We start from the raw sequence: 19,893 nt of genomic DNA, 5'->3' as shown, positions 1-19,893 counted from the left end.
CCATGCACACGACCGCGAGGTGGGAAGCGTCTCAGGAACGCGGCGCCAGCACCTCCAGGGCCCCTGTTTCGGTGTCGTAGCTGCGTAGCGTGGTGAGATGGGCCGACAGTGGCGGTGCCGGCAGCAGGTCCGGGACCCTTCTGTCGGCGAACGCGCCGGCCCGCCGGGTCCGGCCGAGGGTGATGTGCGGGCTCCAACGCCCGGGCTCGTGGAAGGGGTTGAGAGCCTCGGGCGGGCTGTCGGAGACCACTGCTTCCCACACCCGGCGGTGCACATCGGCCAGCGCGGAGTCGAGGTCCAGTGCCCATGCCAGAACCGAGGTAGGTCGCTCGAAGCGGATCAGACCGGTGAACCGCACCGGGAGCGGCAGCGCTGCGGCCACCTCGGCGAGCTCCCAGCGAATCGGGGCGGTCAGCTCCGGGCAGGCGGCCAGGGTGAGGTGCGGCCTGTTGGTCGGTGAGCGGTGCCGGGCCTGACTGGGCAGCCCCGCGTCCGCAAGCCGCCGCCAAGCCTCCCGGACCGAACCGTCCGCAGCTTCATCCAACAAGAGTTCGACCGTACGCACCGCCGCAGACTACCGACGGTCAGGGCAGGTTCCGCCACAACCGGCGCGACCACCGCCCCGGACGGCCCCACCGCGTCGCCCGCGCGGGCGGCGGATAGCCTGCCACCTGGGATGTTGCCGCTCCGGTCCGCAGTGGAGGCGCGGCACGGACGACGAGGAGATCAGTGATGACGACCACCGCCAGGGCAACGTTGCAGCACGAGGACGAGCGAGTACGGGTCACCCGCTGGGACTTCCAGCCAGGAGAGAGCACCGGCCGTCACGTCCACGAGTACGACTACGTCGTCGTACCCGTCACCGACGGGCAGACCGACGTGATCACCCCTGACGGCACCGTCACCTCATCGCAGCTGCGGGCGGGCCAGTCCTACGCCCGCCCGGCCGGAGGCGAGCACGAAGTCGTCAACGCCGGCACCGCCCCGCTGGCCTTCGTCGAGGTCGAGCTGAAGTAGCAGGCGCAGGAGGCCGAGGTAATGACCCATCACTGCTGCGAGGCGATGACCAGTCGCGTCAACGTGCGCTGCGACCAGCACGACGACCCCTTCGCCTGTCCGGACGCGCTGGTCGACTTCAGCGCCAAGTTCCAGGAGTACGGGCTGATCATCCATGACGGTGGCACGTCGAGCCTCACGATCGACTTCTGCCCCTGGTGCGGACGACGCCTTCCCGAGTCGCAGCGGAACCGATGGTTCGACGAGCTGGAGCGCCGAGGGATCGATCCAGGGGAGGACGACGTGCCTGCCGAGTTCCAGGACGACCGCTGGCTCAGCTCCCTTCACGAGGGCTGATGAAGACGGACAAGGCAGCAGCCAACTCCATGACCCCGCCGGGGCCCGGGCGGGGTCATCGTCGAGAATGATCGAGCGCACGACCTGTCCTAGCGGCAGCCCGCCTCGATGTCGCGGCTGGAGAAAAGGGGAAACGCATGGCGACGTTCGTCCTCGTGCCCGGGGGCTGGCACGGATCCTGGGCGTTCGAGACGGTGGTTCCGCTGCTGGAGCGTGCCGGTCATACGGTGCATGCCCTGACCCTCACCGGTCTGCGGCCGGAAGACGATGCCGCGACGGTCGCGAACGCCAACCTCGACACCCACGCCGATGACGTACTGCGGCTCCTCGATCGCGCCCACATCACCAACGCGACGCTGGTAGGCCACAGTTACGGCGGCATGGTGATCGCCGCTGCCGCCGACCGTGCCGCTGGCCGGGTCTCACGACTGGTGCATCTCGACGCGTACGTCCCGCGCGACGGCGAATCGTGCTGGTCTGCGACGACCGAGCGCTACCGTCAGGCATTCGTGGCCGGCGCTGCCGACACCGGCTACGCCGTTCGCCCACCGGAAGGTGGCGATCCTCGCCGCCGCCCTCATCCCCTCGCCTCGTTCCTGCAAACGATCCGGCTCACAGGCACGGTCGACCAAGTCCCCCGCCGGGAGTTCATCTACTGCTCGGGATGGGAAGACCGGACGCCGTTCACCGAACTCCGCACCCGTCTGAAAGCCGATCCCGGGTGGCACGTCCATGACCTCCCCACCCGGCACGACGCCATGCGTGAGGACCCGGAGGCCGTTGCCGCACTACTGCTCGGCGAAGACAGGGCGGGCGGCGGGCCACACACGCGCCGGCCTTCGCCCTGACAGCCTCAAGGCCCGGTTCCACCCACGCGGACCGTTGTGAGATGTGCTTTCCACGCCGCCGAGCAGTCTGCGAGGACTCGGCGTGACAGGCCATGACGACCCGGTCCGACGGGCGCTTGTCCGCCGTGGCTTCGCCCTGGAGTACGTCACGCTCGGATGGAACGTGATCGGCATCGTCGTGCTCGCCATCGCCGCCGTTACGGCGAGGTCCGTGGCGCTCGCCGGGTTCGGCCTGGACTCCCCGATAGAGATCGGCGCCTCCACCGTGGTGATCTGGGAGCTGTCGGGCAGGGGAGAGGACCGCCAACGCCGTGCACTGAAGCTGGTCGGCGTCGGCTTCGCGCTGCTGGCACGTCTCCAGCCGTGGTGAGCGGGGCCGGGCACTGGCAGGGGCCGCTCGCAAGACGGCTGTCACCTGCTGGTTTAATAAGACGCAGGACTGCGCCGCCCCCATCGGATGCTCGGCGCAAGGTCAGCCCACGTCGATCACGGGGCGCGTTGCACGTCAGCACGGGACCGTTCCAACTCAGCCGCATTCAGGGCCTTCGGCCCCGGTCCCGAGAGACACATGAGTACCGACACCAGACCACGCCCGGCTGCCCAGCGCCTGCTCGCCGGCCGCGCGCCGGCCCCGGCCGGCCACCGTCACGCCCTGCACGCCACCACCTCCGTGATCTCGGTGCTGCTGCTGTTGGCCGCGGTAGGCGCGGTCCTGCACGAACCACTGCTCATACCGCCCCTCGCAGCCAGCGCCGCCCTCGTGCACAGCACCCCGCAGCTCCCCCTCGCGCAACCGCGCAGCCTGATCGGCGGCCACCTGCTGTCCGCGATCGGCGGCTACCTGATCCTGGCCGCCTTCGGGAGCTCCACCTGGGCCGCCGCACTGGCAGGCGGCCTCGCCCTGGGCACCATGATGGTCACGCGGACGCCGCACTCCCCCGCGGCGCCCACCGCCGTCATCGTCGTACTCCAGTCACCCGCCCCGCTGAGCTTCCTCACCCTGCTGCTCGTCGCGAACCTGCTTCTGGTCAGCGCCGGGACCATCGCCGGGCTGCCGAGGAACGCCCTTCGCTACCCCGTCTACTGGTGGTGACGAGCGAACCCACATGTTCGGCCGCTTCGCCGAGGCGTCCTGAGCGGCGGGCGAAGTGCGGCAGCCGGCCTTTCCGTTGCACGGCCCGTGCACCCGGAATCGGCGTCGACATATCGGAAGACACCATTCGGAATCGGTGCAGTTGGAGCTATGGCCACAATTCCTTCACAGGGGGCCCATATCTCCCCGGGCCGAGAGAAGATTCCGGATGCACTGTTGGAAATGATCAAAAGGAACGATCCGTGCGACCAAGACTCTTCGGCATAGCCGCTTCCGTGGCCGCATTCGGACTGCTGGGCTCCCTCACCACCGCCTGCGGCTCGTCCGGAAGTGACGGGACGACACTGCGCCTGGTGGTTCCCGAGTACGGCGACAACCCGGCGAACACCTCCAAGGCGTACTGGGACAAGCTGACCGCCGCCTTCACCGCCGCCCACCCCGGCAAGAAGGTGGAGGTGACGGTCTACCCGTGGGCCGACGTCGACCGTGAGGTCACCCGCATGGTCCACGACGACGACGCCCCGGACGTGGCTCTCATGGGTGCCTACTCCGACTTCGCCGCGCAGGGCCGCCTCTACGCCGCCAGTGACCTGCTGCCGATCAGGGCGGAGGCGAACTTCCTGCCGCCGCTCGCCGAAGCAGGCTCCATCGACGACACCCTCTACGGCTTGCCGTTCGTCGCCAGTAGCCGGCTGCTCTTCTACAACGAGGAGCTGTTCGACAAGGCCGGAGCAAAGCCGCCCAAGACCTGGTCGGACCTGAAGGACGCGGCGAAGGCGCTGAAGAAGGACGGCGTCCTCTACCCGTACGCCCTGCCGCTCGGCCCCGAGGAGGCACACGCCGAAGCCCTGATCTGGGAACTGAGCAACGGCGGCGGGTACACCGACGGCAGCGGCGGTTACAGCATCGCGTCCCGGCAGAACGCCGAGACCTTCCGCTGGATCAAGGACAACCTGGTCACGCCCGGTCTGACCGGCCCGACCCCGCCTGCCGAGCTCAACCGGCAGGACGCCTTCGCCGCCTTCCTGCGCGGCGACGTCGGCATGGTCAACGGCTACCCCTCGCTCCTCAACGAGGCGAGGGCGAAGGGCATCAAGGTCGGCACGCTGACCATGCCGGTCTCGGACACGCTGAGCGACGGCATCACCCCGCCGTCAGTGGGCGTCGCCGACTGGATGATGGCCTTCAAGCACGACGGCAACAAGGAACTGGTCGGCTCGTTCGTGAACTTCGTCTACGAGGACAAGAACCTCAGCGCGTTCGCCGAGCGTTACCACCTGCTGCCCTCGACGGTGACTGCCTCCCAGGCCACGGCGACGGACCCCGACGCCGAACAGTTCCTGACCGCACTGCGCACAGCCCAGCTCTACCCGGTCAACGATCCGTCCTGGCTGCAGGTCAGCAACATCATCAAGCGGAACATCGGCAAGGCCGTCGCTCCCACCGCCGACCCGAAGGCCGTGCTGGAGGACATCGCCCAAGAGGCCCGGGTCGTCACCCAGCGGCAGTGATGCGCTTCCGCATCTGCGCGGTTGCGAGTTACGCCGCCGAGTCGGCACCCCGGGCGGCCGCGGTGCCGACTCGACCCGGCAACGGCCCGGCGGCATCTGCCGGTGCCGGGGCGCGCTGCACCGGTCAGGCGTGCTTGGCCGGTCAGGCGTGCTTGGCCGGTCAGGTGTGCTTCACCGGTCAGCGCCGGATGTCGGCGCGCATCCTCTCCGTCGGGGTCGCGATGTCCCAGTAGTGGGCGGTGCCCCGTGCGGTGCTGTAGACGCCCGTACCGCCGGTGATGGCCATGTCGAGGGCATTCGTCCCGCTCGTCCAGAGGGACTGCATCGTCAGAGAGCCCCGCTCGAGTTCTATCGTGATCAGGCACTGTGTCGTACGTTCCTCGCCCTGGAGACGGACGACCTGACACGACCCGCCTCCACGTCCGACCGTGCGGCCGTCCTGGACGGCGGTCCCGGAGTAGACGTCCATGTCTCCCACGCTCGGCCCCGCCGGTCCGAGGTCGGCGGCCGCGTACTGATCGTTGTGGATGGCGAGCTCCAGGACCTCGGCGCGGTCCCGTTCCGGAGTATCGGCGTCGGCACTGCCCACCGCGCAGAAGCCGACCACAGCGGCGACCACCGATACGGCGAAGGACTTCTTCAGTGTCAGGCGTGTCCTGCTGTTCCGCTGCTCCCTGCCTCGCCGCGCGTCAGCCGATTCCGGAGTGCTGGTGACCATGTGGATCTCCTCACTGTGATCTCCCTTGCGGGCACATTTCGACGCTATGACTCCGGAGTTATGGATGTCTAAGATCAATATCGCTATGGCGTTATGACCACGGAGGCATGATGGAGCTGAACTCGCTCAGGCAGTTCCTGGTCGTGGCGCGGCTGGAACACCTCAGCCGGGCGGCCGACGAGCTGCGCGTCGCTCAGCCGTCGCTGAGCCGCACCATCGCCCGTCTGGAGAGCGAGCTGGGCGCCCCGCTGTTCGACCGCAGCAACCGGCTCCGGCTCAACGACGCCGGCAAAGCCTTCCGCGACCATGTCGAACGCGCCCTCGGTGAACTCCAGGCAGGACAGCGCGCCGTGGCCGAGGCCGCCGACGAGGGCCTGGGCACCGTGCGGCTGGCGTCGGAAACCTTCCTCACCCTCACCGGCCCGTTGGCGGCCTACAAGCGATCCCACCCCTCCGTCGACCTCGACCTCCAGTGGTCGCCGGTCGAGGACATGGCCCGCCGTCTGCGCACCCAGCAGGTGGACCTGTGTGTCGCTTCGCAGCCGATCCACGCCGAGGGCCTGGAGGCGGTGCAGTTGTTCGACGAGGCGGTCGGGGTGAGCGCGCCCAGCGACCATCCCCTTGCCCGCCGTACGTCCGTGACCGTCCACGAACTCGCCGGCCAGCCCTTCGTCACCGCCCGCGAGGGCCACTGGCTCCGCCGGCTGCTCGACCGGCTCTTCGCGGCCCATGGCCTGACTCCGAAGATCGTCTGCGAGAGCGACGAACACAGCGCCCTCGCGGGTCTGATCAGCGCAGGACTCGGCATCGGCCTCGTCCCCTCCTTCGCCCGCCACCTGGCCAAGGACACCTCCCTCGCCTGGATCCCCGTCGACAGCCCCGACTGCCGCCGCACGGTGACCCTGTGCTGGCGCGCCGACGGCCACCTGCCGACCGCCGCCCGGCTGATGCGCACCGCCCTGACCACCTGGAACTGGCACGCCGACGGACCGCAGGACACCCTCTGAGCGGCCTCATGACGGCTCGCCGGGCCGCGACGAACCCCGGGGCGTCGGCGGGCGTGCTCGGCAGGCGGCCGTGGCTGACGGTACGAGGCCGGATGCAATGAGTGAGACAAGGGCGGCTCCGAGGTCTTTTGTCCCGCCCTCCCCTGAACTAATGTGAGCGCCGTCACGCAGCGAGGGCGCTGGACCGAGACCCGGCCGACGCACCTCCGCGTGGTTTCAGGAGTTGCACTCCGCCCTCCCCTGCCCCCGTCCGCCGTCCAGGCGGTCGTCGGGGCGTTCAACGGCCCGGTCGGTACCACAACGGTTTCGCGGACCGGCACGCCTGCACGGGGAGTCGAATCAGCTGGTTCCACGGACGCGGCACGCCCGTCGTCCGGCGGAAGCACATGTGCCTCAGCAGCGCAGTCGAGACGACACGAAGGCCAGATCACGCACCTGCGAGGTGCGGGAATGGAAGCCGAGATGCCTCTGATCAACCTTTCCGTACTTCGTGACCTGCTCAACGAGTTCGATGCGCTCACTCCCCGACCCGACCCGGAGCCGGACGTCCGACGGCGGCTGGAGGACGTTCAGTACACCGTGTGCGTCTACACCGGCGTACGTGACCCTCAGCAGGCGGTGTCCCACGCGCGGGGGCTGCTCGGCCGAGCAGCGGCCGGATCGAGATGAGGCCGACGACGTCGATCTCCGGCCGGGGATGAGGGGGTGAGGCCGCCGGTGCGCGGAACAGACTGACCCCGGCCGCAAGGAGCGGCCCGGGTCAGCCGGACTCATAGGCTCAGCGGCGGACCAGGCGCACCGGGAGCGCTTCGACACTGTTGCCGATGAAGCTGCGCTGGCGTGGAAGTCCGGTCTCGGGGACCGCGAGGTCGAGGTCCGGGAAGCGAGTGAAGAGACGCTCCAGGGCGATCGTCGCCTCGAGACGGGCAAGGGGCGCGCCCACGCAGTAGTGGGCGCCGTGGCCGAAGGAGAGGTGCCGGGACGCGCCGGGCCGGGTGACGTCGAAGCGGTCGGCGTCCGGGCCGTGGAAGGCCTTGTCGCGGCCGGCCGCGGTGTAACCCGCGAGGACCGGGGTTCCCTGCGGGATCACGGTGCCGACGAGGTCCAGGTCGCGGGTGGGATAGCGGAAGGGGAACCAACTGACGGGGCCGTCCCAGCGGAGCGTCTCGTCCACCACGTCCGACCAGCCGGCCTTGCCGTCCAGCACCAGCGCCAGCTGATCGCGGTGGGTGCACAGTGCCCGTACGGCGTTGCTGATCAGGTTGAGGGTGGTCTCGTGGCCGGCGACCAGCATCAGGCGCATGGTGCCGATGAGTTCGGCCTCGCTGAGCCGGTCGCCGTCGTCCTCACGGGCGGCTATCAGGGCGCTCGTCAGGTCGTCGCCGGGGGCTGCCCGGCGGGCGGCCGCGATCGTGCCGAGCAGGTCGACGAGCTCGCGTACGGCGGCCATCACCTCGGCCGGGGTGGTGTCGGTGGCGATGATCACCGTGTAGGTGAGGTCGTGCAGCCGGTCACGGTACTCGGCGTCCACACCGAGCAGCTCGCAGATGACGCTCATCGGGAGCGGCAGCGCGAAGTGGGTGCGCAGGTCAGCGATGCCGTCCGGGTCCCCGGCGGCGGCTCGGCCGAGGTCGTCGAGGAGGCCGGCGGTCAGGTCCTCGATGCGCGGCCGCAGCCGCTCGACCTGGCGGGCGGTGAAGGCGTTGCCGACGAGGGAGCGCAGCCGGCGGTGGTCGGCTCCGTCGGCGGTGTGCATGCCCTGGGCGTTGGCGAACACGCGCAGTGGCCAGTCCGCGGGGATCGTGCCGTCGTTCAGCGCGGGGCAGTGGCGGGCGTCCTTCGCCACGTCGGGGTGGGACAGGAATTCTTTGAGCGCCTCGTGCCCCAGGACGACGGCTGCGGGCACCCCGCCCGGCAGGACGATGTCCGCGACGGGCCCCCGGGCCCGGAGGCCGGCGTTCAGAGTGTGCGGGCAGCCGCCGGCGGGATCGACGACGTGGGGTGGCGCGGGAACGGGGGTTTGGGAGGACAAGCCGGAACTCCTGACCGTATGAACGAATATCGGCCAACAGTGCGATGTCGACGGGCGATTGCACAAGTCCGCCACGCGGTACCGCCGGAGCTGCGCACGCTCCCGGGGGAGAGAAGTCCGTCACGGCTCGGCTGCCGACCGGAAGCCCCTGTCGTTGTCAGTGGCGGCTGACAGGATCAGCGGCATGAAACCGTTGCTTCTCACCGACATCGAACGAGCCGTCCGCAGCAGCTGGAGCGCCGAGACGTGCACGCCTGAGTTCCGATCGAGCTGGACCGAGGACAACCCTGCTCGGGACCAGTGCGGGGTGACCGCCATGGTGCTCAATGACCTGCTCGGGGGCGAGTTGCTCCGAGGCGAGGTCCACGTGGACGGAGAGCGTGTGGACTACCACTGGTGGAACCGTCTGGGCGCGGGCATCGAGATCGACCTCACCCGCGAGCAGTTCCGTCCGGAGGAAGTCGTCACGGGAGGCATCGTCATTCCACGCCCACCCGTGACCGAATGGCGCAGACTCCGCGAGGAGTACGAACTCCTCCGCGAACGCGTCCTGGAGAAGCTGCTGCATCAGCAGGGGGCGCCGGTACACCAAGGGTAAGCGCCCTCAGAGGTAAGGGTGTTGCAACAGCGGACGGTCCTTCCCGCAAGGGGCAGGGCCGCCACGGCCCCTCTTGACGGCGCACGTTGCCCGGATGCGGCAAGGACCGGGGTCGGGTGGCTGCCGAGGGGGCTCGTTGTCTGCCTGGGGGGAGGGCGGAGAAGGTGGGCCTTCGGTGGACGGCAGAGGGGAGATGAGCGATGACGGCGAGGATCGGTGTCGTCCGGGAGGCGGGCGGATCATCGCCCCCTTCGAGGGCCGGCCGGAACAGGCTGGTAGGTGCGGCGCTCATCGTGCTGTCGCTGATCGCCGCGCCGGCGTGTTCCTGGGTGTTCACCACCTGGTTGCCCACTGATCGTGTCCTGCACAGGGAATACACGGCGGCCCGAGCGTGCCCCGCCGATACGGCGATGCGTCCGGCGGAGGACTGTCTGCGGCACGTCACGTTCACCGTGGAGGCCACCAGCACGGCCAGGAAGAAGATACGGGCGACCCTGCTCGGCCCTCGCCCGCTGGGGAGAGTCGTCGTGCCGTTCGGCGGCCAGGGACCGGTGCTGAGCGACCTTCACAGGGGTGACCGGATCACCGGCACCGTCTGGCGTGGCCTCGTCGTCGAGATCGCCCAGGGCGACGAACGGCAGGTTTCAGCCGACGCGCCTCGCGACGAACCCCAGATGACGGCCGCCATCGGCACGTTCGCGGGGCTGCTGGCAGGCCTGGCGCTGGTGTTCGGCGCGGTACGTCTGGTCAGACCCCGCGATCCGGGACTCTTCGTCTGGCTCCCGTACGGCAAGGTGCTCCTCATCGTCGCGGTGGCCGGTTGCGGCGTCGTCGGGCTGGTCGCCGTGTGGACGGGCCTCCCCTGGATGCTCGTTCCCATCATCTGCGGGACGGTGCTCGTGGGTACGGCGTACTTCCTTTACCGAGGCCTAAGGCGAGGGATCGCCAGGCAGGCCGGACCGGACGCGGCAGGTGATTGCTACTCCAGCGCGTGACCGTAGTGCGCGGCCAGGGGTGCAGGGTCCGGTTCACCGAATTCCGCGCGCAGGGTGTTGAACCTGTCGACCTTCTCGTCACCGAATCGCCGGACGTACCGGGCGTAGGCGGGCGCGGACAGGAATTTCGGCGGCGTGGTCTTGCTGTGGAATTTGTCGGCGTACATGACGAGCCGTTCCTCTGTGGATTCGGCGAGGTAGTCGCACGGCGGCAGCGGGAGGCCTTGTGAGACGACGTCATGCTTGGTGATGCCCACGCCGGTGTGGCACGAACACATCCGGCAGAGGTGGTCGGGGTATCCCTCGTTGCTGAGGATTTCGTGCCCGAGGACGCCGTGACGGATGTAGTTGTCCAGGTCGATGCGTCCGTCCTCGGTGCACAGGGCGTAGACCCCGATGTCGTGCAGCAGGCAGCCGGCCCTCACCAGGTCGACGTCCACCCGCAACGACGAACGCGCCACGAGCTGCTCGGCGACACTCCACACGATCTCGCAGTGGGTGCGGACGACGTCGAGTACTTCTGCTGTCGGCGCGTACTTCTCGTGCAGGGCGCGGATTTCTTCAACGCTGGGAAGGGACACGCCCGGAGCCTAGCAAGGGCTGTTCCCTGTCACGCCGAAGCGTCCGGTCCGGAAGCGACGGCTCGATGTGCGCATGCCGCACGCCGGTCGACGGCGCCTCCGGACCGGCGGCAGACCCCGTCCGTGGGGTCTGCCGGGCCGTCACTTCCCGCCGATGCCCTTGTCCCCGATGTGGAAGATCTTGCGGCCGGAGCGGGTCATGTCGACGACCAGCCTGGTCGTGCTGTTCTTGCTCCAGGTGAGAGTGATCACGGCCTCCGTGTAGCCGGCGGTGCCGTTGTCGGTGACCTTCCAGGCGAGCGGCACGTTCTGGGCGCGCAGCACGCCGTCGGCGTGGTTCTTGGCCTCCCAGGCGTTCAGTTCCTTCTGGAAGCCGGCGCTGAGGTAGTGGCTGCGCAGCGCCTGGCCCAGGCCGCCGCTGTTCTCGTCGGTCACGGCGTCGATGTAGGCACCGTAGAAGTCGGCGATGCGGGTGATGTTGTCGGACGGCTTGCCGCTGACGCTGCGCGGAGTCCCGGCCGAGGCCTGGACGGTGGCGCCGACACCGAGGGCGACGGCGAGGACTCCGGCGGTCAGGGCGGTGCGGGTCGTGCTGTTCATGTCTGTTCCCCGTGTTCTTCTGTGTTCGACTGGTCTGGTCGTCGGTGATCGAGTGGTAGGGCGTTCGAGTGGCAGGGCGGTCGAGTGGTCGGGCCGTGCCGTGGTTGTCGGTGGCCGGGCGGCCCTCCCGACCCCCGTGGCGGGAGGGCGGCCCCGGACGGCCTCCGTCAGCGGAGTTTGTTCACGGCCGTGGTGGTCGTCTTCTTGAACGCCTGCACCGGAGCGCCCTCGAAGCCGCCGAGCTGGGCCCAGTTCACGACCGTGACGGTGCGGCCGTCGCGGCCCACCGACAGCAGACGGACGTCGCTCGCGCCCCAGGACGTCTCGGTGTGGACGCCGTAGACGTGGGCGCCGTCCTCGACGCGCAGCGTCCCGTAGTCCTTGCCGGTGGCCTGGGTGTCCGGGTGCTGTTGTTCGATGCGGGCCGCGCAGGAGGCGATGTCCGCGTCGAGCCTCGAGGTCAGCTGCTCGGCCGAGCGGGTGTCGGGCAGGACGACCGTGATCTGCCGGGCGTTGGTGTCGAGGTCGGTGCGGAAGTCGCGGTGCCAGGCGGCCTTGTGCCGCGGCAGCGCCCGCAGGCAGGCGTCCTCACCCGTCTCCTGCGGTACGCCGGCCGTGACCTGGCCGGCTGTCCAGGACGAGGCGGGGTGGGGCGGCAGGTCAGCGGCCGCGAGGAAGCCGGGCGTCTTCGCAGCGGCGGCGGCCGGCCCGGCCAGCGCCACGGCCAGACCCGTGCCGGCGAAGGCCAGGAGCGTACCTGCTCGGATGCGGTTGGGCATGGGTTCCCCCCGTTGACGGAGTGCGGTGCATTTCATGGGTCGCTACATGCCTGCGATGCCTGCGGTACATGCGGTCATGCGGTCATGCGGACATGCGGGGCATGCGGTGCACGTGTGCCGGACCTCGCCCGGGGGCCGGTCGGTCTCTCCGGTGCGGTCGGTGCGACAGCAAGAGCATCGGCCGTGGCCGGACAGCGGCGCAACGGATGGCGGCCCTTTGGCGACGGTGGAACCATCCCATCCCGTTTGACGTGCAGGTATGTGAGTGCCTGGGATACGGGATCGCGGCGGGACGACGGGGGAACGGTGTCAGCTCGGGACGATGTCGAGGAGTTCACGGCCCTGCTGCGCCGGCTGAAGGACCGCACCGGCCGCAGCTACGGCTCCCTGGCCCGCCGCGTCGGCATGAACACCTCGACGCTGCACCGCTACTGCGCCGGCGAGGCCGTACCGCAGGACTTCGCGCCCCTGGAACGGCTCGCGGCGTTCTGCGAGGCGACGGCGCAGGAGCGCCTGGAACTGCACCGGTTGTGGCTGGCGGCGGCCGCCACCCGGCAGCGGAGAGGTACGGCCGGTTCCGGGCAGGCGCGGGCAGCCTCCGCACCGGGCGCGACAGCGACACCGGCGCCGACAGGCCGTCCCGACCCATGCCCTGCCGGCTCGGACGAGCCCGCCGCTTCGCCCTCCTCCCCCGCTCCCCGCCCCTGGTACCGGCGCCGGCGCGTCCTGGCATCCGCGGCCGTCACCTGCGGACTCCTCGCCACGGTGGGCAGCCTGTCCGCCCTGTCGCACGACCGTTCCTCGCAGGCGGGCGCCTCCCCCTCCGCGCTCCCCAGGACGGCCGTAACCCCCGGCATGTCCCACCGTTCGGCGAGCCCGCCGGCCACCGCCTCCGCGTCCCCCTCCCTCTCCACCAGCCCTTCGCCCAGTTCCCCGTCACCGGGCCCTGGGCGCAAGTCGCCCGACCCGGGTTCCACCGGCGGCCGCCCCGCCTCGCCCGTGAAGCCGCCCACCGGACCGCCCTTCACCTACAGCGCCGATTCCCAGGTGTGGAACATGGGATGTGGTCACGACTACGTCGTCGACAAGCCGCCCGCGCAGGTGCCTCCGCCGCCGGTGCAGCAGGACGCCGGGGCGTGGGCGGCGTCGCTGGGCGCGGTGCACGGACGGCAGACGATGGTGCAGGTCTCCGTGCAGGGCCGGTCCTCCACGGCCGTGGTCCTGGAGGCGTTGCGCGTGCGCATCGTCAGCCGGGGCGACCCGGCCGCCGGGAGCGCGTACGCCATGGACCAGGGCTGCGGTGGCGAGCTGACGCCCCGCAGCTTCACTGTGAATCTCGACGCGGACCGCCCGGTGGCCCGTCCCAAGGACGGGGCCGACAGTGAACACAGCCTGCCGGCCGTGCACTTCCCCTACCGGGTCTCCGCCGAAGACCCGGAGGTCCTGCTGGTCGACGCGACGACAGTGGCCCACGACACCCGTTGGTTCCTGGAACTCGACTGGTCCAGTCAGGGCCGCACCGGAACGGTCCGTATCGACGACCACGGCCGCCCGTTCCGCACGACCGGCATCGCCCGCATGCCCCGCTACTGGTACGGGACGACGGACGCGGGTGGGCGTGCGTGGGTGCCGTACGGCAACTGAAACGCGACTGCCCCGGAGCTCATGCTCCGGGGCAGGTCGATCATGCTGCCGGTCAGACGGCGGTGATGTTCTCCGCCTGCGGGCCCTTCTGGCCCTGCGTGATGTCGAACGTCACGGCCTGGCCCTCGAGGAGCTCACGGAAACCGGAAGAGTTGATGTTGGAGTAGTGCGCGAAGACGTCCGGGCCTCCGCCGTCCTGCGCGATGAAACCGAAGCCCTTTTCGGAGTTGAACCACTTCACGGTTCCGCTGGCCATGCCAATACCTCTCAGTCGATGTCGGGCCGCACCGCGCGGCCCGGAGGTGGTCGTCCTGGTCCGGTACTGCACAGCAAAACGCCCACGCCAAAGCGCGGGCAGGAACTGCGAACCACGACAGCTGAGAGTGAAACTACACGGTGAAACTGCTCATCACCATAGAGCAACGACTTCCAGCCGCCACTTGAGCGTATGGACCGCCTCCGAGGGCGGGTGAGCTGGGCATGTTTCCACCCTGACGTCGCCGTTCGTCCCATGTCCGGGTTCCGGCGCACGGCCCGGACCGTACGGTCGGTCAGCCGTCGTCGCCCGCCGTGTCGGCGCGCAGGTCGAGGGTCCAGTTCTGGCCGACGAGATCATGGCCGAAACTGTGGTGCGGTTCCTCGTCGGCGAGGGTGAAACCGAAGCTCTGGTAGATCGTGCGCGCCGCCACCAGCACGTCGTTGGTCCACAGCGTCACCTGCTCGTAGCCCGCCGCACGGGCGAACGTCAGGCACTCCCCGACCAGACGGGCCCCGAGACGCAGTCCCCTGCCGTCCGGAGTGACGAGCAGGATGCGCAGCCTGGCCACCTTCGGCTGGTCGCCGGCGACCAGAAAGACGCAGCCCACGCGCCGGCCGTCGACCTCGGCGATCCAGCCCGCCTCGCGGGCCGCGTCGTGCTTGGCGGCGTAGTCGGCGACGATCTTGGCCACCAGGGCCTCGAAGTCCGTGTTCCAGCCGAACTGCTCGGAGTAGACCTCGCCGTGGGCCATCACCACCCACCCCAGGTCGCCGGGACGGTCGGCTCGACGCACGACGACGTGCCTCAGATCCTGCTGTGACATGAGGTGTCCTCCCGGCTCCCGTGACCGCACCCTCCACGGACTGAAACAGTTGTTTCAGTTACGTTAGGCTAGCCCCGTGCCCCAGGAAACGCCAACCCCCTCGGCCCGGCAGCGCGAGCTGCTGGAGGCGGCGTACCAGTACGCCCTCGCCCATGGCCTGACCGATCTGTCGCTGCGCCCGCTGGCCGAGGCCATCGGGTCCAGCCCGCGGGTCCTGCTCTTCCTCTTCGGCAGCAAGGACGGCCTGGTGCGGGCGCTGCTCGCGCGTGCCCGCGACGACGAACTGGCGCTCCTGGCCCGCGTCAGGCAGCCCGGACACCCCGCCGGGCTGGTCGCGGCCGTCGAGCAGGTCTGGACATGGCTCGCCGCGAAGGAGCACCGGCCGCTGCTGCGGCTGTGGGCCGAGGCGTACGCCCGCTCGCTCGTCCAGCCCGACGGGGCCTGGGCCGGGTTCGCCCGTGCCACGGTGGAGGACTGGCTCGGCGTCCTGGCCGACTGTCAGCCGCCCTCCGAACGGGACAGCGCAGACGGCGCCGTCCGCCGCACCCTGGCTCTGGCCGTCCTGCGCGGCGCCCTGCTCGATCTTCTGGCGACGAACGACGAGAAGCGGCTCACCGAAGCCGTCGAGCACCAACTCGCCCTGCTGCGGGACTGACACGGGCGCCAGCCGCTCGGCCTGAGCTTCCCGGTGGCCCGTGAAGAGCGTTCCCGAAGGGGCGGTTCACGTCGCTGCGGGAGGCCTTCGTGCGGGGGCTGTCCCGGGGGAAGGAAATGGTTCGACGCCCGGTGCGGTGACGGGTCATGATCACCCCCGTGAGGACGATGGAGCAGTTCGTGATCCGGGCCGCTGCCCGCAACAACGCCGAGTGGTGCGCGTCCATGAGCCGGTCGCACGGCTTGACGGGCGAGTTCGGAGCGCAGGCCTGGACGGTCCCGGCCCGGCCGCCGCTGTACTACCCCGACGCGGTGACGCTGGCACCGGGAGCCGACGCCGCCGCGCTGGTGGACCGGATCGACACCGCCGCCCCCGGCGCCTGCGTCAAGGACAGCTTCGCCGACCTCGATCTGACGGCGGCCGGCTTCGACGTCCTCTTCGACGCGCAGTGGATCCACCGTCCGGCGGGCGCGCCGACCGTCTCACCGGATGCCGCCTGGGACGTGGCCGGCGACCGGGACACCTTGCGCGCCTGGGCGCTGGCCTGGGACGACGGGGACGGCAACGCCGGCCTCTTCCGGCCCGAACTGCTCGACGATCCGGCCACCTCCGTTCTCGTCGGGCGCTCCGCCGACGGCCTGGTGACAGCCGGGGCGGTGGCCAGCCGGAGCGAGCACGTGGTGGGAATCTCCAACGTCTTCGCGGTGGAGGGTGGCGCCGACCGGGCCTGGCCCGGCGCGCTGGACGTGGTGCACCGGCTGTTCCCCGGCCTGCCCGTCGTGGGCTACGAGCACGGGGCGGATCTGGATGCCGCCGTCCGCCATGGCTTCGAGGCGGTCGGCCCGCTGCGGGTCTGGCTCCACGGATAGTCGGCCGCCGTCAGCCCGGGGCACCCGAACAGGAGCCGAGGCGGCGACGGGAACACCCGGGACCGCTCGACGACGCCGGGTGCGCGTCGGCGAGCGGTGACGCGCTCGCCGTGACGGTCAGGCCGCGGGCTGCGTTCGTACGCCGAACCACTGCTCGGCGCCGTACTCCTCGAACCGCTGCACTTCGGTGAAGCCGAGCTTCGCCGCGAGACGCATCGCGCGGGAGTTGGCCGTCTGGGTGCAGAGCACCACGGGCTCGCCGGGGAGCACGCCGGCGAACCAGTCGAGTACGGCCGCGCACGCCTCGGCGGCGTATCCGCGACCCCAGAACTCCGGCAGGAGCAGGTAGCCGAGTTCGGCCTCCCCTTCCTCCGGACGGACCTGCCCCGGCCGCCCTGGGTCCCGCCGTTCGAGCGTGACCATGCCGATCATCGCTCCGTCGAGATCGATCACGAAAACGCCCGGACGCCGCCCGGGCACCTCGGGCACCAGCTGCTGGAGCTCCGTACGCGGGCGGGGACCGCCGAGGTAGGTGCCCACCTGCGGCGAGGCGAGGAGCTCGATGAACGCCGCACGGTCCCGGGCCTCGGACTCGCGGAGCACGAGCCTTTCGGTCCTGGCCGGGACGGGTGGCCAGGGGACGGGTCCGAGTCCGGTCATGGCGGGCAACCTATCGCAGGCCGTGCGAGCGGGCCCGTGCGAGCGGTCCGGCAGAGAAGGCCCGGCGACCCGGGACGGATGCCGGACCGGACCGGTTTCCGTCCGGCCGTCAAGGGCAGGCGGATGAGGGAGAGCCCAGGAAGGGACCGACATGAGTGCCGGAGAACGAGCCAAGGCCAAGGCCGAGCAGGTGCTCGGGAAGGCCGTGCGGAAGGTGGCCCACGCGGCCGGTAACAGGACCACCGAGGCCAAGGGCGCCGCGCTGGAGGCCCGTGGCAAAGCCCGCTCCGCCAAGGAGAGGACCAAGGGCGCCTTCGGACACTGACGACGTCCGCCCCAGGGCCCCGTCCACGCGGACGGGGCCCTTCGCCGTGTCGCGGCGGGCTCAGGCGAGGTCGAACCGGTCGAGGTTCATCACCTTGTTCCACGCGGCCACGAAGTCGCGGACGAACTTCTCCCCCGCGTCCTGGGAGGCGTAGACCTCCGATACGGCGCGGAGCTGGGCGTGCGCGCCGAAGACGAGGTCGACCGCGGTGGCGGTCCACTTGACCTCGCCCGTGGCACGGTCACGGCCTTCGAAGACGTTCTCGTCGGTGGCCGACGCCTTCCACTCCGTGCCCATGTCGAGCAGGTTGACGAAGAAGTCGTTGGTCAACACCTCGGGCCGGTGGGTGAAGACGCCGTGCGGGGCCCCCTTGAAGCCGGTGCCGAGGGCCCGCATGCCGCCGATCAGCACCGTCATCTCCGGAGCGGTCAGCGTCAGCAGGTTGGCGCGGTCCAGCATGAGGGTCTCCGGGGACAGCTTCTCGCCCGCCGGAAGGTAGTTGCGGAACGCATCCGCCTTCGGCTCCAGCACCGCGAACGACTCCGTGTCCGTCTGCTCCTGCGAGGCGTCCGTACGCCCCGGCGCGAACGGGACCGTGATGTCGTACCCGGCGTCCCTCGCGGCCTTCTCCACGGCCGCGCACCCGCCGAGGACGATCAGGTCAGCGAGGGAGACGCGCGTGCCGCCGGTCCGGGAGCCGTTGAAGTCCTGCTGGATCCGCTCCAGGCCGCGCAGCGTCTCGGTCACCTCGGGGAGGGCGTTGAGCTCCCAGTCCTTCTGCGGCGCGAGCCGGATCCGTGCCCCGTTCGCACCGCCCCGCTTGTCGGTGCCGCGGAAGCTCGCCGCCGACGCCCAGGCGGTGGTGACCAGCTGGGAGACGGACAGGCCCGAGTCGAGGATCCTGCTCTTGAGGGCGGCGACGTCCTCGTCCCCGACCAGCTCGTGGTCGACGTCGGGCACGGGGTCCTGCCACAGCTGCGGCTCGGGAATCCACGGGCCGAGGTAGCGCGAGACGGGTCCCATGTCGCGGTGCAGCAGCTTGTACCAGGCCTTGGCGAAGGCCAACGCGAGGTCGTCCGGGTTCTCGTGGAACCTCTTCGTGATCGGTCCGTAGACCGGGTCTACCCTGAGCGCGATGTCCGTCGTCAGCATCATGGGGGCGTGCCGCTTCGACGGGTCGTGCGCGTCCGGCACGGTGCTCCTGGCGGCGGGATCGGTGGGAGTCCACTGGTGTGCGCCGGCGGGGCTGCTCGTCAGTTCCCACTCGTACCCGTACAGGTTGTCCAGGTATCCGTTGTCCCACTTGGTCGGCTCGTTGGTCCACGCGCCTTCCAGACCGCTGGTGAGCGCGTGGGGGCCCTTGCCGCTGCCGTACGTGTTCCGCCAGCCGAGGCCCTGCTGCTCGATGGGGGCGGCCTCGGGTTCCGGGCCGATGTAACTGGCGTCGACCGCGCCATGGCACTTGCCGAACGTGTGGCCGCCGACGATGAGGGCGACGGTCTCCTCGTCATTCATCGCCATGCGTCCGAACGTCTCCCGGATGTCCCGGGCGGCGGCCATCGGATCCGGGGTGCCGTTGGGCCCCTCCGGATTGACGTAGATCAGTCCCATCTGAACGGCGGCGAAAGGACCGGTGAGTTCCCGGTCGCCGCTGTAGCGTTCGTCCCCGAGCCAGGTGTCCTCGGGTCCCCAGAAGATTTCCTCGGGTTCCCAGATGTCCTGCCGCCCGAAGCCGAACCCGAACGTCTTGAATCCCATGGATTCCATGGCGCAGTTCCCGGCGAACACCAGAAGATCGGCCCAGGAGATTTTGCGGCCGTACTTCTGCTTCACCGGCCACAGCAGACGGCGTGCCTTGTCCAGGCTCGCGTTGTCCGGCCAGCTGTTGAGGGGGGCGAAGCGCTGCGCGCCGCTGCCGCCCCCGCCGCGGCCGTCGGCGATGCGGTACGTCCCGGCGGCGTGCCAGCTCATCCGGATGAAGAGGGGTCCGTAGTGGCCGTAATCGGCGGGCCACCAGTCCTGGGATGTCGTCATCACCTCGAAGACGTCACGCTTGAGCGCGTCGACGTCGAGGGTCGCGAACTCCTTCGCGTAGTCGAAGTCCTCGTCCATCGGGTTGGAGCGGGGCGAGTGCTGGTGGAGAACCTGAAGGTCCAGCTGATTCGGCCACCAGTCCCGATTCGTCCTCGGCCGCCGAGTCGGCGTGGGCGTCGGGGAAGGGATTACTGGGTTCTCGCTTTCGCTGCCGGACATGCCCGTCCTTCTTCCTGTCTCGGTGTTCCTTCTTCTGGCTGACGCTCTTGAAGAAAATGTGTTGTGCCGCGTCCGTATGGTCGCTCACCGCAGACCACACCGCTATGGAACACGCAGGGCGCGCCCCCATGAAAGACATGAGAGAAGGGGCTGGCTTTTCCCTCCCGCTCCGGCTTACGGCGCCGAGCGAAAATGCAGGGCAGCAGCACTGGGACCTGGGCCGCCGGGGACGTCGCCGCCGTTGAGCACTGCTGTACACGTGCACAGCCGCTGTACACCTGCACGGCCGC

At 69.9% G+C, this 19,893-nt stretch carries 24 protein-coding genes; 14 read left to right on the top strand and 10 right to left on the bottom strand.

Going from position 1 to position 19,893, the window contains the following annotated elements:
* Window positions 1–31 precede the first annotated feature (31 nt).
* Entirely contained in the window at window positions 32–547 is a 516-nt protein-coding gene (locus ACZ64A_RS07515) for a 2'-5' RNA ligase family protein (protein ID WP_469808817.1), read from the bottom strand.
* Window positions 548–732: 185 nt separating this feature from the next.
* Between ACZ64A_RS07515 and ACZ64A_RS07510 the strand changes: the two genes are divergently transcribed.
* The 6 genes from ACZ64A_RS07510 (at window position 733) to ACZ64A_RS07485 (ending at window position 4,805) form a co-directional block, all read left to right on the top strand.
* A complete protein-coding gene (locus ACZ64A_RS07510) occupies window positions 733–1,017 on the top strand; it encodes a cupin domain-containing protein (RefSeq protein ID WP_469808816.1) in 285 nt (94 codons plus the stop codon).
* Window positions 1,018–1,038: 21 nt separating this feature from the next.
* Window positions 1,039–1,353, top strand: a complete 315-nt coding sequence (locus ACZ64A_RS07505) for a DUF6980 family protein (protein WP_469808815.1) — start codon at window positions 1,039–1,041, stop codon at window positions 1,351–1,353.
* A gap of 137 nt (window positions 1,354–1,490) precedes the next feature.
* Complete coding sequence (locus ACZ64A_RS07500) at window positions 1,491–2,201, top strand: alpha/beta fold hydrolase (protein WP_469808814.1); 711 nt, start codon at window positions 1,491–1,493, stop codon at window positions 2,199–2,201.
* Window positions 2,202–2,283: 82 nt separating this feature from the next.
* The gene (locus tag ACZ64A_RS07495; protein ID WP_469808813.1) at window positions 2,284–2,571 is read left to right on the top strand and encodes a hypothetical protein; all 288 of its coding nucleotides are present in this window, start codon (window positions 2,284–2,286) and stop codon (window positions 2,569–2,571) included.
* 198 nt (window positions 2,572–2,769) lie between these two features.
* A complete protein-coding gene (locus ACZ64A_RS07490) occupies window positions 2,770–3,294 on the top strand; it encodes an HPP family protein (protein WP_469808812.1) in 525 nt (174 codons plus the stop codon).
* 242 nt (window positions 3,295–3,536) lie between these two features.
* Entirely contained in the window at window positions 3,537–4,805 is a 1,269-nt protein-coding gene (locus ACZ64A_RS07485) for an extracellular solute-binding protein (RefSeq protein WP_469808811.1), read from the top strand.
* A gap of 178 nt (window positions 4,806–4,983) precedes the next feature.
* Here ACZ64A_RS07485 and ACZ64A_RS07480 read toward each other — a convergent pair whose 3' ends face one another.
* Window positions 4,984–5,523 carry an allene oxide cyclase barrel-like domain-containing protein gene (locus ACZ64A_RS07480; RefSeq protein ID WP_469808810.1) on the bottom strand — a complete coding sequence of 180 codons (540 nt, stop codon included), beginning with the start codon at window positions 5,521–5,523 and terminating at the stop codon, window positions 4,984–4,986.
* Between the two features lie 107 nt (window positions 5,524–5,630).
* Here ACZ64A_RS07480 and ACZ64A_RS07475 point away from each other — a divergent pair, with 107 nt between their 5' ends.
* Window positions 5,631–6,530, top strand: a complete 900-nt coding sequence (locus ACZ64A_RS07475) for a LysR substrate-binding domain-containing protein (RefSeq protein WP_469808809.1) — start codon at window positions 5,631–5,633, stop codon at window positions 6,528–6,530.
* Between the two features lie 450 nt (window positions 6,531–6,980).
* On the top strand, window positions 6,981–7,199 hold the full coding sequence (locus ACZ64A_RS07470; protein ID WP_469808808.1) for a DUF5133 domain-containing protein: 219 nt from the start codon (window positions 6,981–6,983) through the stop codon (window positions 7,197–7,199).
* A 109-nt stretch (window positions 7,200–7,308) separates the two neighbouring features.
* Here the strand turns inward: ACZ64A_RS07470 and ACZ64A_RS07465 are convergent, their stop codons facing one another.
* On the bottom strand, window positions 7,309–8,562 hold the full coding sequence (locus ACZ64A_RS07465) for a cytochrome P450 family protein (RefSeq protein ID WP_469808807.1): 1,254 nt from the start codon (window positions 8,560–8,562) through the stop codon (window positions 7,309–7,311).
* A 184-nt stretch (window positions 8,563–8,746) separates the two neighbouring features.
* Here ACZ64A_RS07465 and ACZ64A_RS07460 point away from each other — a divergent pair, with 184 nt between their 5' ends.
* Window positions 8,747–9,160, top strand: a complete 414-nt coding sequence (locus ACZ64A_RS07460; RefSeq protein ID WP_469808806.1) for a YunG family protein — start codon at window positions 8,747–8,749, stop codon at window positions 9,158–9,160.
* Window positions 9,161–9,453: 293 nt separating this feature from the next.
* A complete protein-coding gene (locus ACZ64A_RS07455; protein ID WP_469808805.1) occupies window positions 9,454–10,155 on the top strand; it encodes a hypothetical protein in 702 nt (233 codons plus the stop codon).
* On the opposite strand, the gene ACZ64A_RS07450 is transcribed toward ACZ64A_RS07455, so the two are convergent.
* From ACZ64A_RS07450 to ACZ64A_RS07440, 3 genes are all read right to left on the bottom strand, one after another.
* On the bottom strand, window positions 10,140–10,736 hold the full coding sequence (locus ACZ64A_RS07450) for an HD domain-containing protein (protein ID WP_469808804.1): 597 nt from the start codon (window positions 10,734–10,736) through the stop codon (window positions 10,140–10,142). The two genes, ACZ64A_RS07455 and ACZ64A_RS07450, sit on opposite strands and share 16 nt — an antisense overlap.
* A gap of 141 nt (window positions 10,737–10,877) precedes the next feature.
* Entirely contained in the window at window positions 10,878–11,336 is a 459-nt protein-coding gene (locus ACZ64A_RS07445) for a hypothetical protein (protein WP_469808803.1), read from the bottom strand.
* A gap of 167 nt (window positions 11,337–11,503) precedes the next feature.
* Entirely contained in the window at window positions 11,504–12,115 is a 612-nt protein-coding gene (locus ACZ64A_RS07440; RefSeq protein WP_469808802.1) for a hypothetical protein, read from the bottom strand.
* Window positions 12,116–12,421: 306 nt separating this feature from the next.
* Here ACZ64A_RS07440 and ACZ64A_RS07435 point away from each other — a divergent pair, with 306 nt between their 5' ends.
* The gene (locus ACZ64A_RS07435) at window positions 12,422–13,759 is read left to right on the top strand and encodes a helix-turn-helix domain-containing protein (protein WP_469808801.1); all 1,338 of its coding nucleotides are present in this window, start codon (window positions 12,422–12,424) and stop codon (window positions 13,757–13,759) included.
* Window positions 13,760–13,811: 52 nt separating this feature from the next.
* On the opposite strand, the gene ACZ64A_RS07430 is transcribed toward ACZ64A_RS07435, so the two are convergent.
* On the bottom strand, window positions 13,812–14,015 hold the full coding sequence (locus tag ACZ64A_RS07430) for a cold-shock protein (protein ID WP_469808799.1): 204 nt from the start codon (window positions 14,013–14,015) through the stop codon (window positions 13,812–13,814).
* A 295-nt stretch (window positions 14,016–14,310) separates the two neighbouring features.
* Window positions 14,311–14,841 carry a GNAT family N-acetyltransferase gene (locus ACZ64A_RS07425; protein ID WP_469808798.1) on the bottom strand — a complete coding sequence of 177 codons (531 nt, stop codon included), beginning with the start codon at window positions 14,839–14,841 and terminating at the stop codon, window positions 14,311–14,313.
* 76 nt (window positions 14,842–14,917) lie between these two features.
* On the opposite strand from ACZ64A_RS07425, the gene ACZ64A_RS07420 reads away from it, so the two are divergent.
* Entirely contained in the window at window positions 14,918–15,496 is a 579-nt protein-coding gene (locus tag ACZ64A_RS07420; RefSeq protein WP_469808797.1) for a TetR/AcrR family transcriptional regulator, read from the top strand.
* 167 nt (window positions 15,497–15,663) lie between these two features.
* The gene (locus ACZ64A_RS07415; RefSeq protein ID WP_469809090.1) at window positions 15,664–16,365 is read left to right on the top strand and encodes a hypothetical protein; all 702 of its coding nucleotides are present in this window, start codon (window positions 15,664–15,666) and stop codon (window positions 16,363–16,365) included.
* Window positions 16,366–16,482: 117 nt separating this feature from the next.
* Here the strand turns inward: ACZ64A_RS07415 and ACZ64A_RS07410 are convergent, their stop codons facing one another.
* Window positions 16,483–17,025: a GNAT family N-acetyltransferase gene (locus ACZ64A_RS07410; RefSeq protein WP_469808796.1), complete on the bottom strand. Its 543-nt coding sequence runs from the start codon at window positions 17,023–17,025 to the stop codon at window positions 16,483–16,485.
* A 151-nt stretch (window positions 17,026–17,176) separates the two neighbouring features.
* Here ACZ64A_RS07410 and ACZ64A_RS07405 point away from each other — a divergent pair, with 151 nt between their 5' ends.
* Complete coding sequence (locus ACZ64A_RS07405) at window positions 17,177–17,350, top strand: hypothetical protein (RefSeq protein WP_469808795.1); 174 nt, start codon at window positions 17,177–17,179, stop codon at window positions 17,348–17,350.
* Between the two features lie 60 nt (window positions 17,351–17,410).
* Here ACZ64A_RS07405 and katG read toward each other — a convergent pair whose 3' ends face one another.
* Window positions 17,411–19,603: a catalase/peroxidase HPI gene (katG, locus tag ACZ64A_RS07400; protein WP_469808793.1), complete on the bottom strand. Its 2,193-nt coding sequence runs from the start codon at window positions 19,601–19,603 to the stop codon at window positions 17,411–17,413.
* Between the last annotated feature and the right edge of the window lie 290 nt (window positions 19,604–19,893).

It is taken from the genome of Streptomyces sp. NPDC104814 (assembly GCF_055583185.1).
Note: the sequence above shows the minus strand (reverse complement) of the source record. Positions and strands in the feature narration are given on the sequence as shown.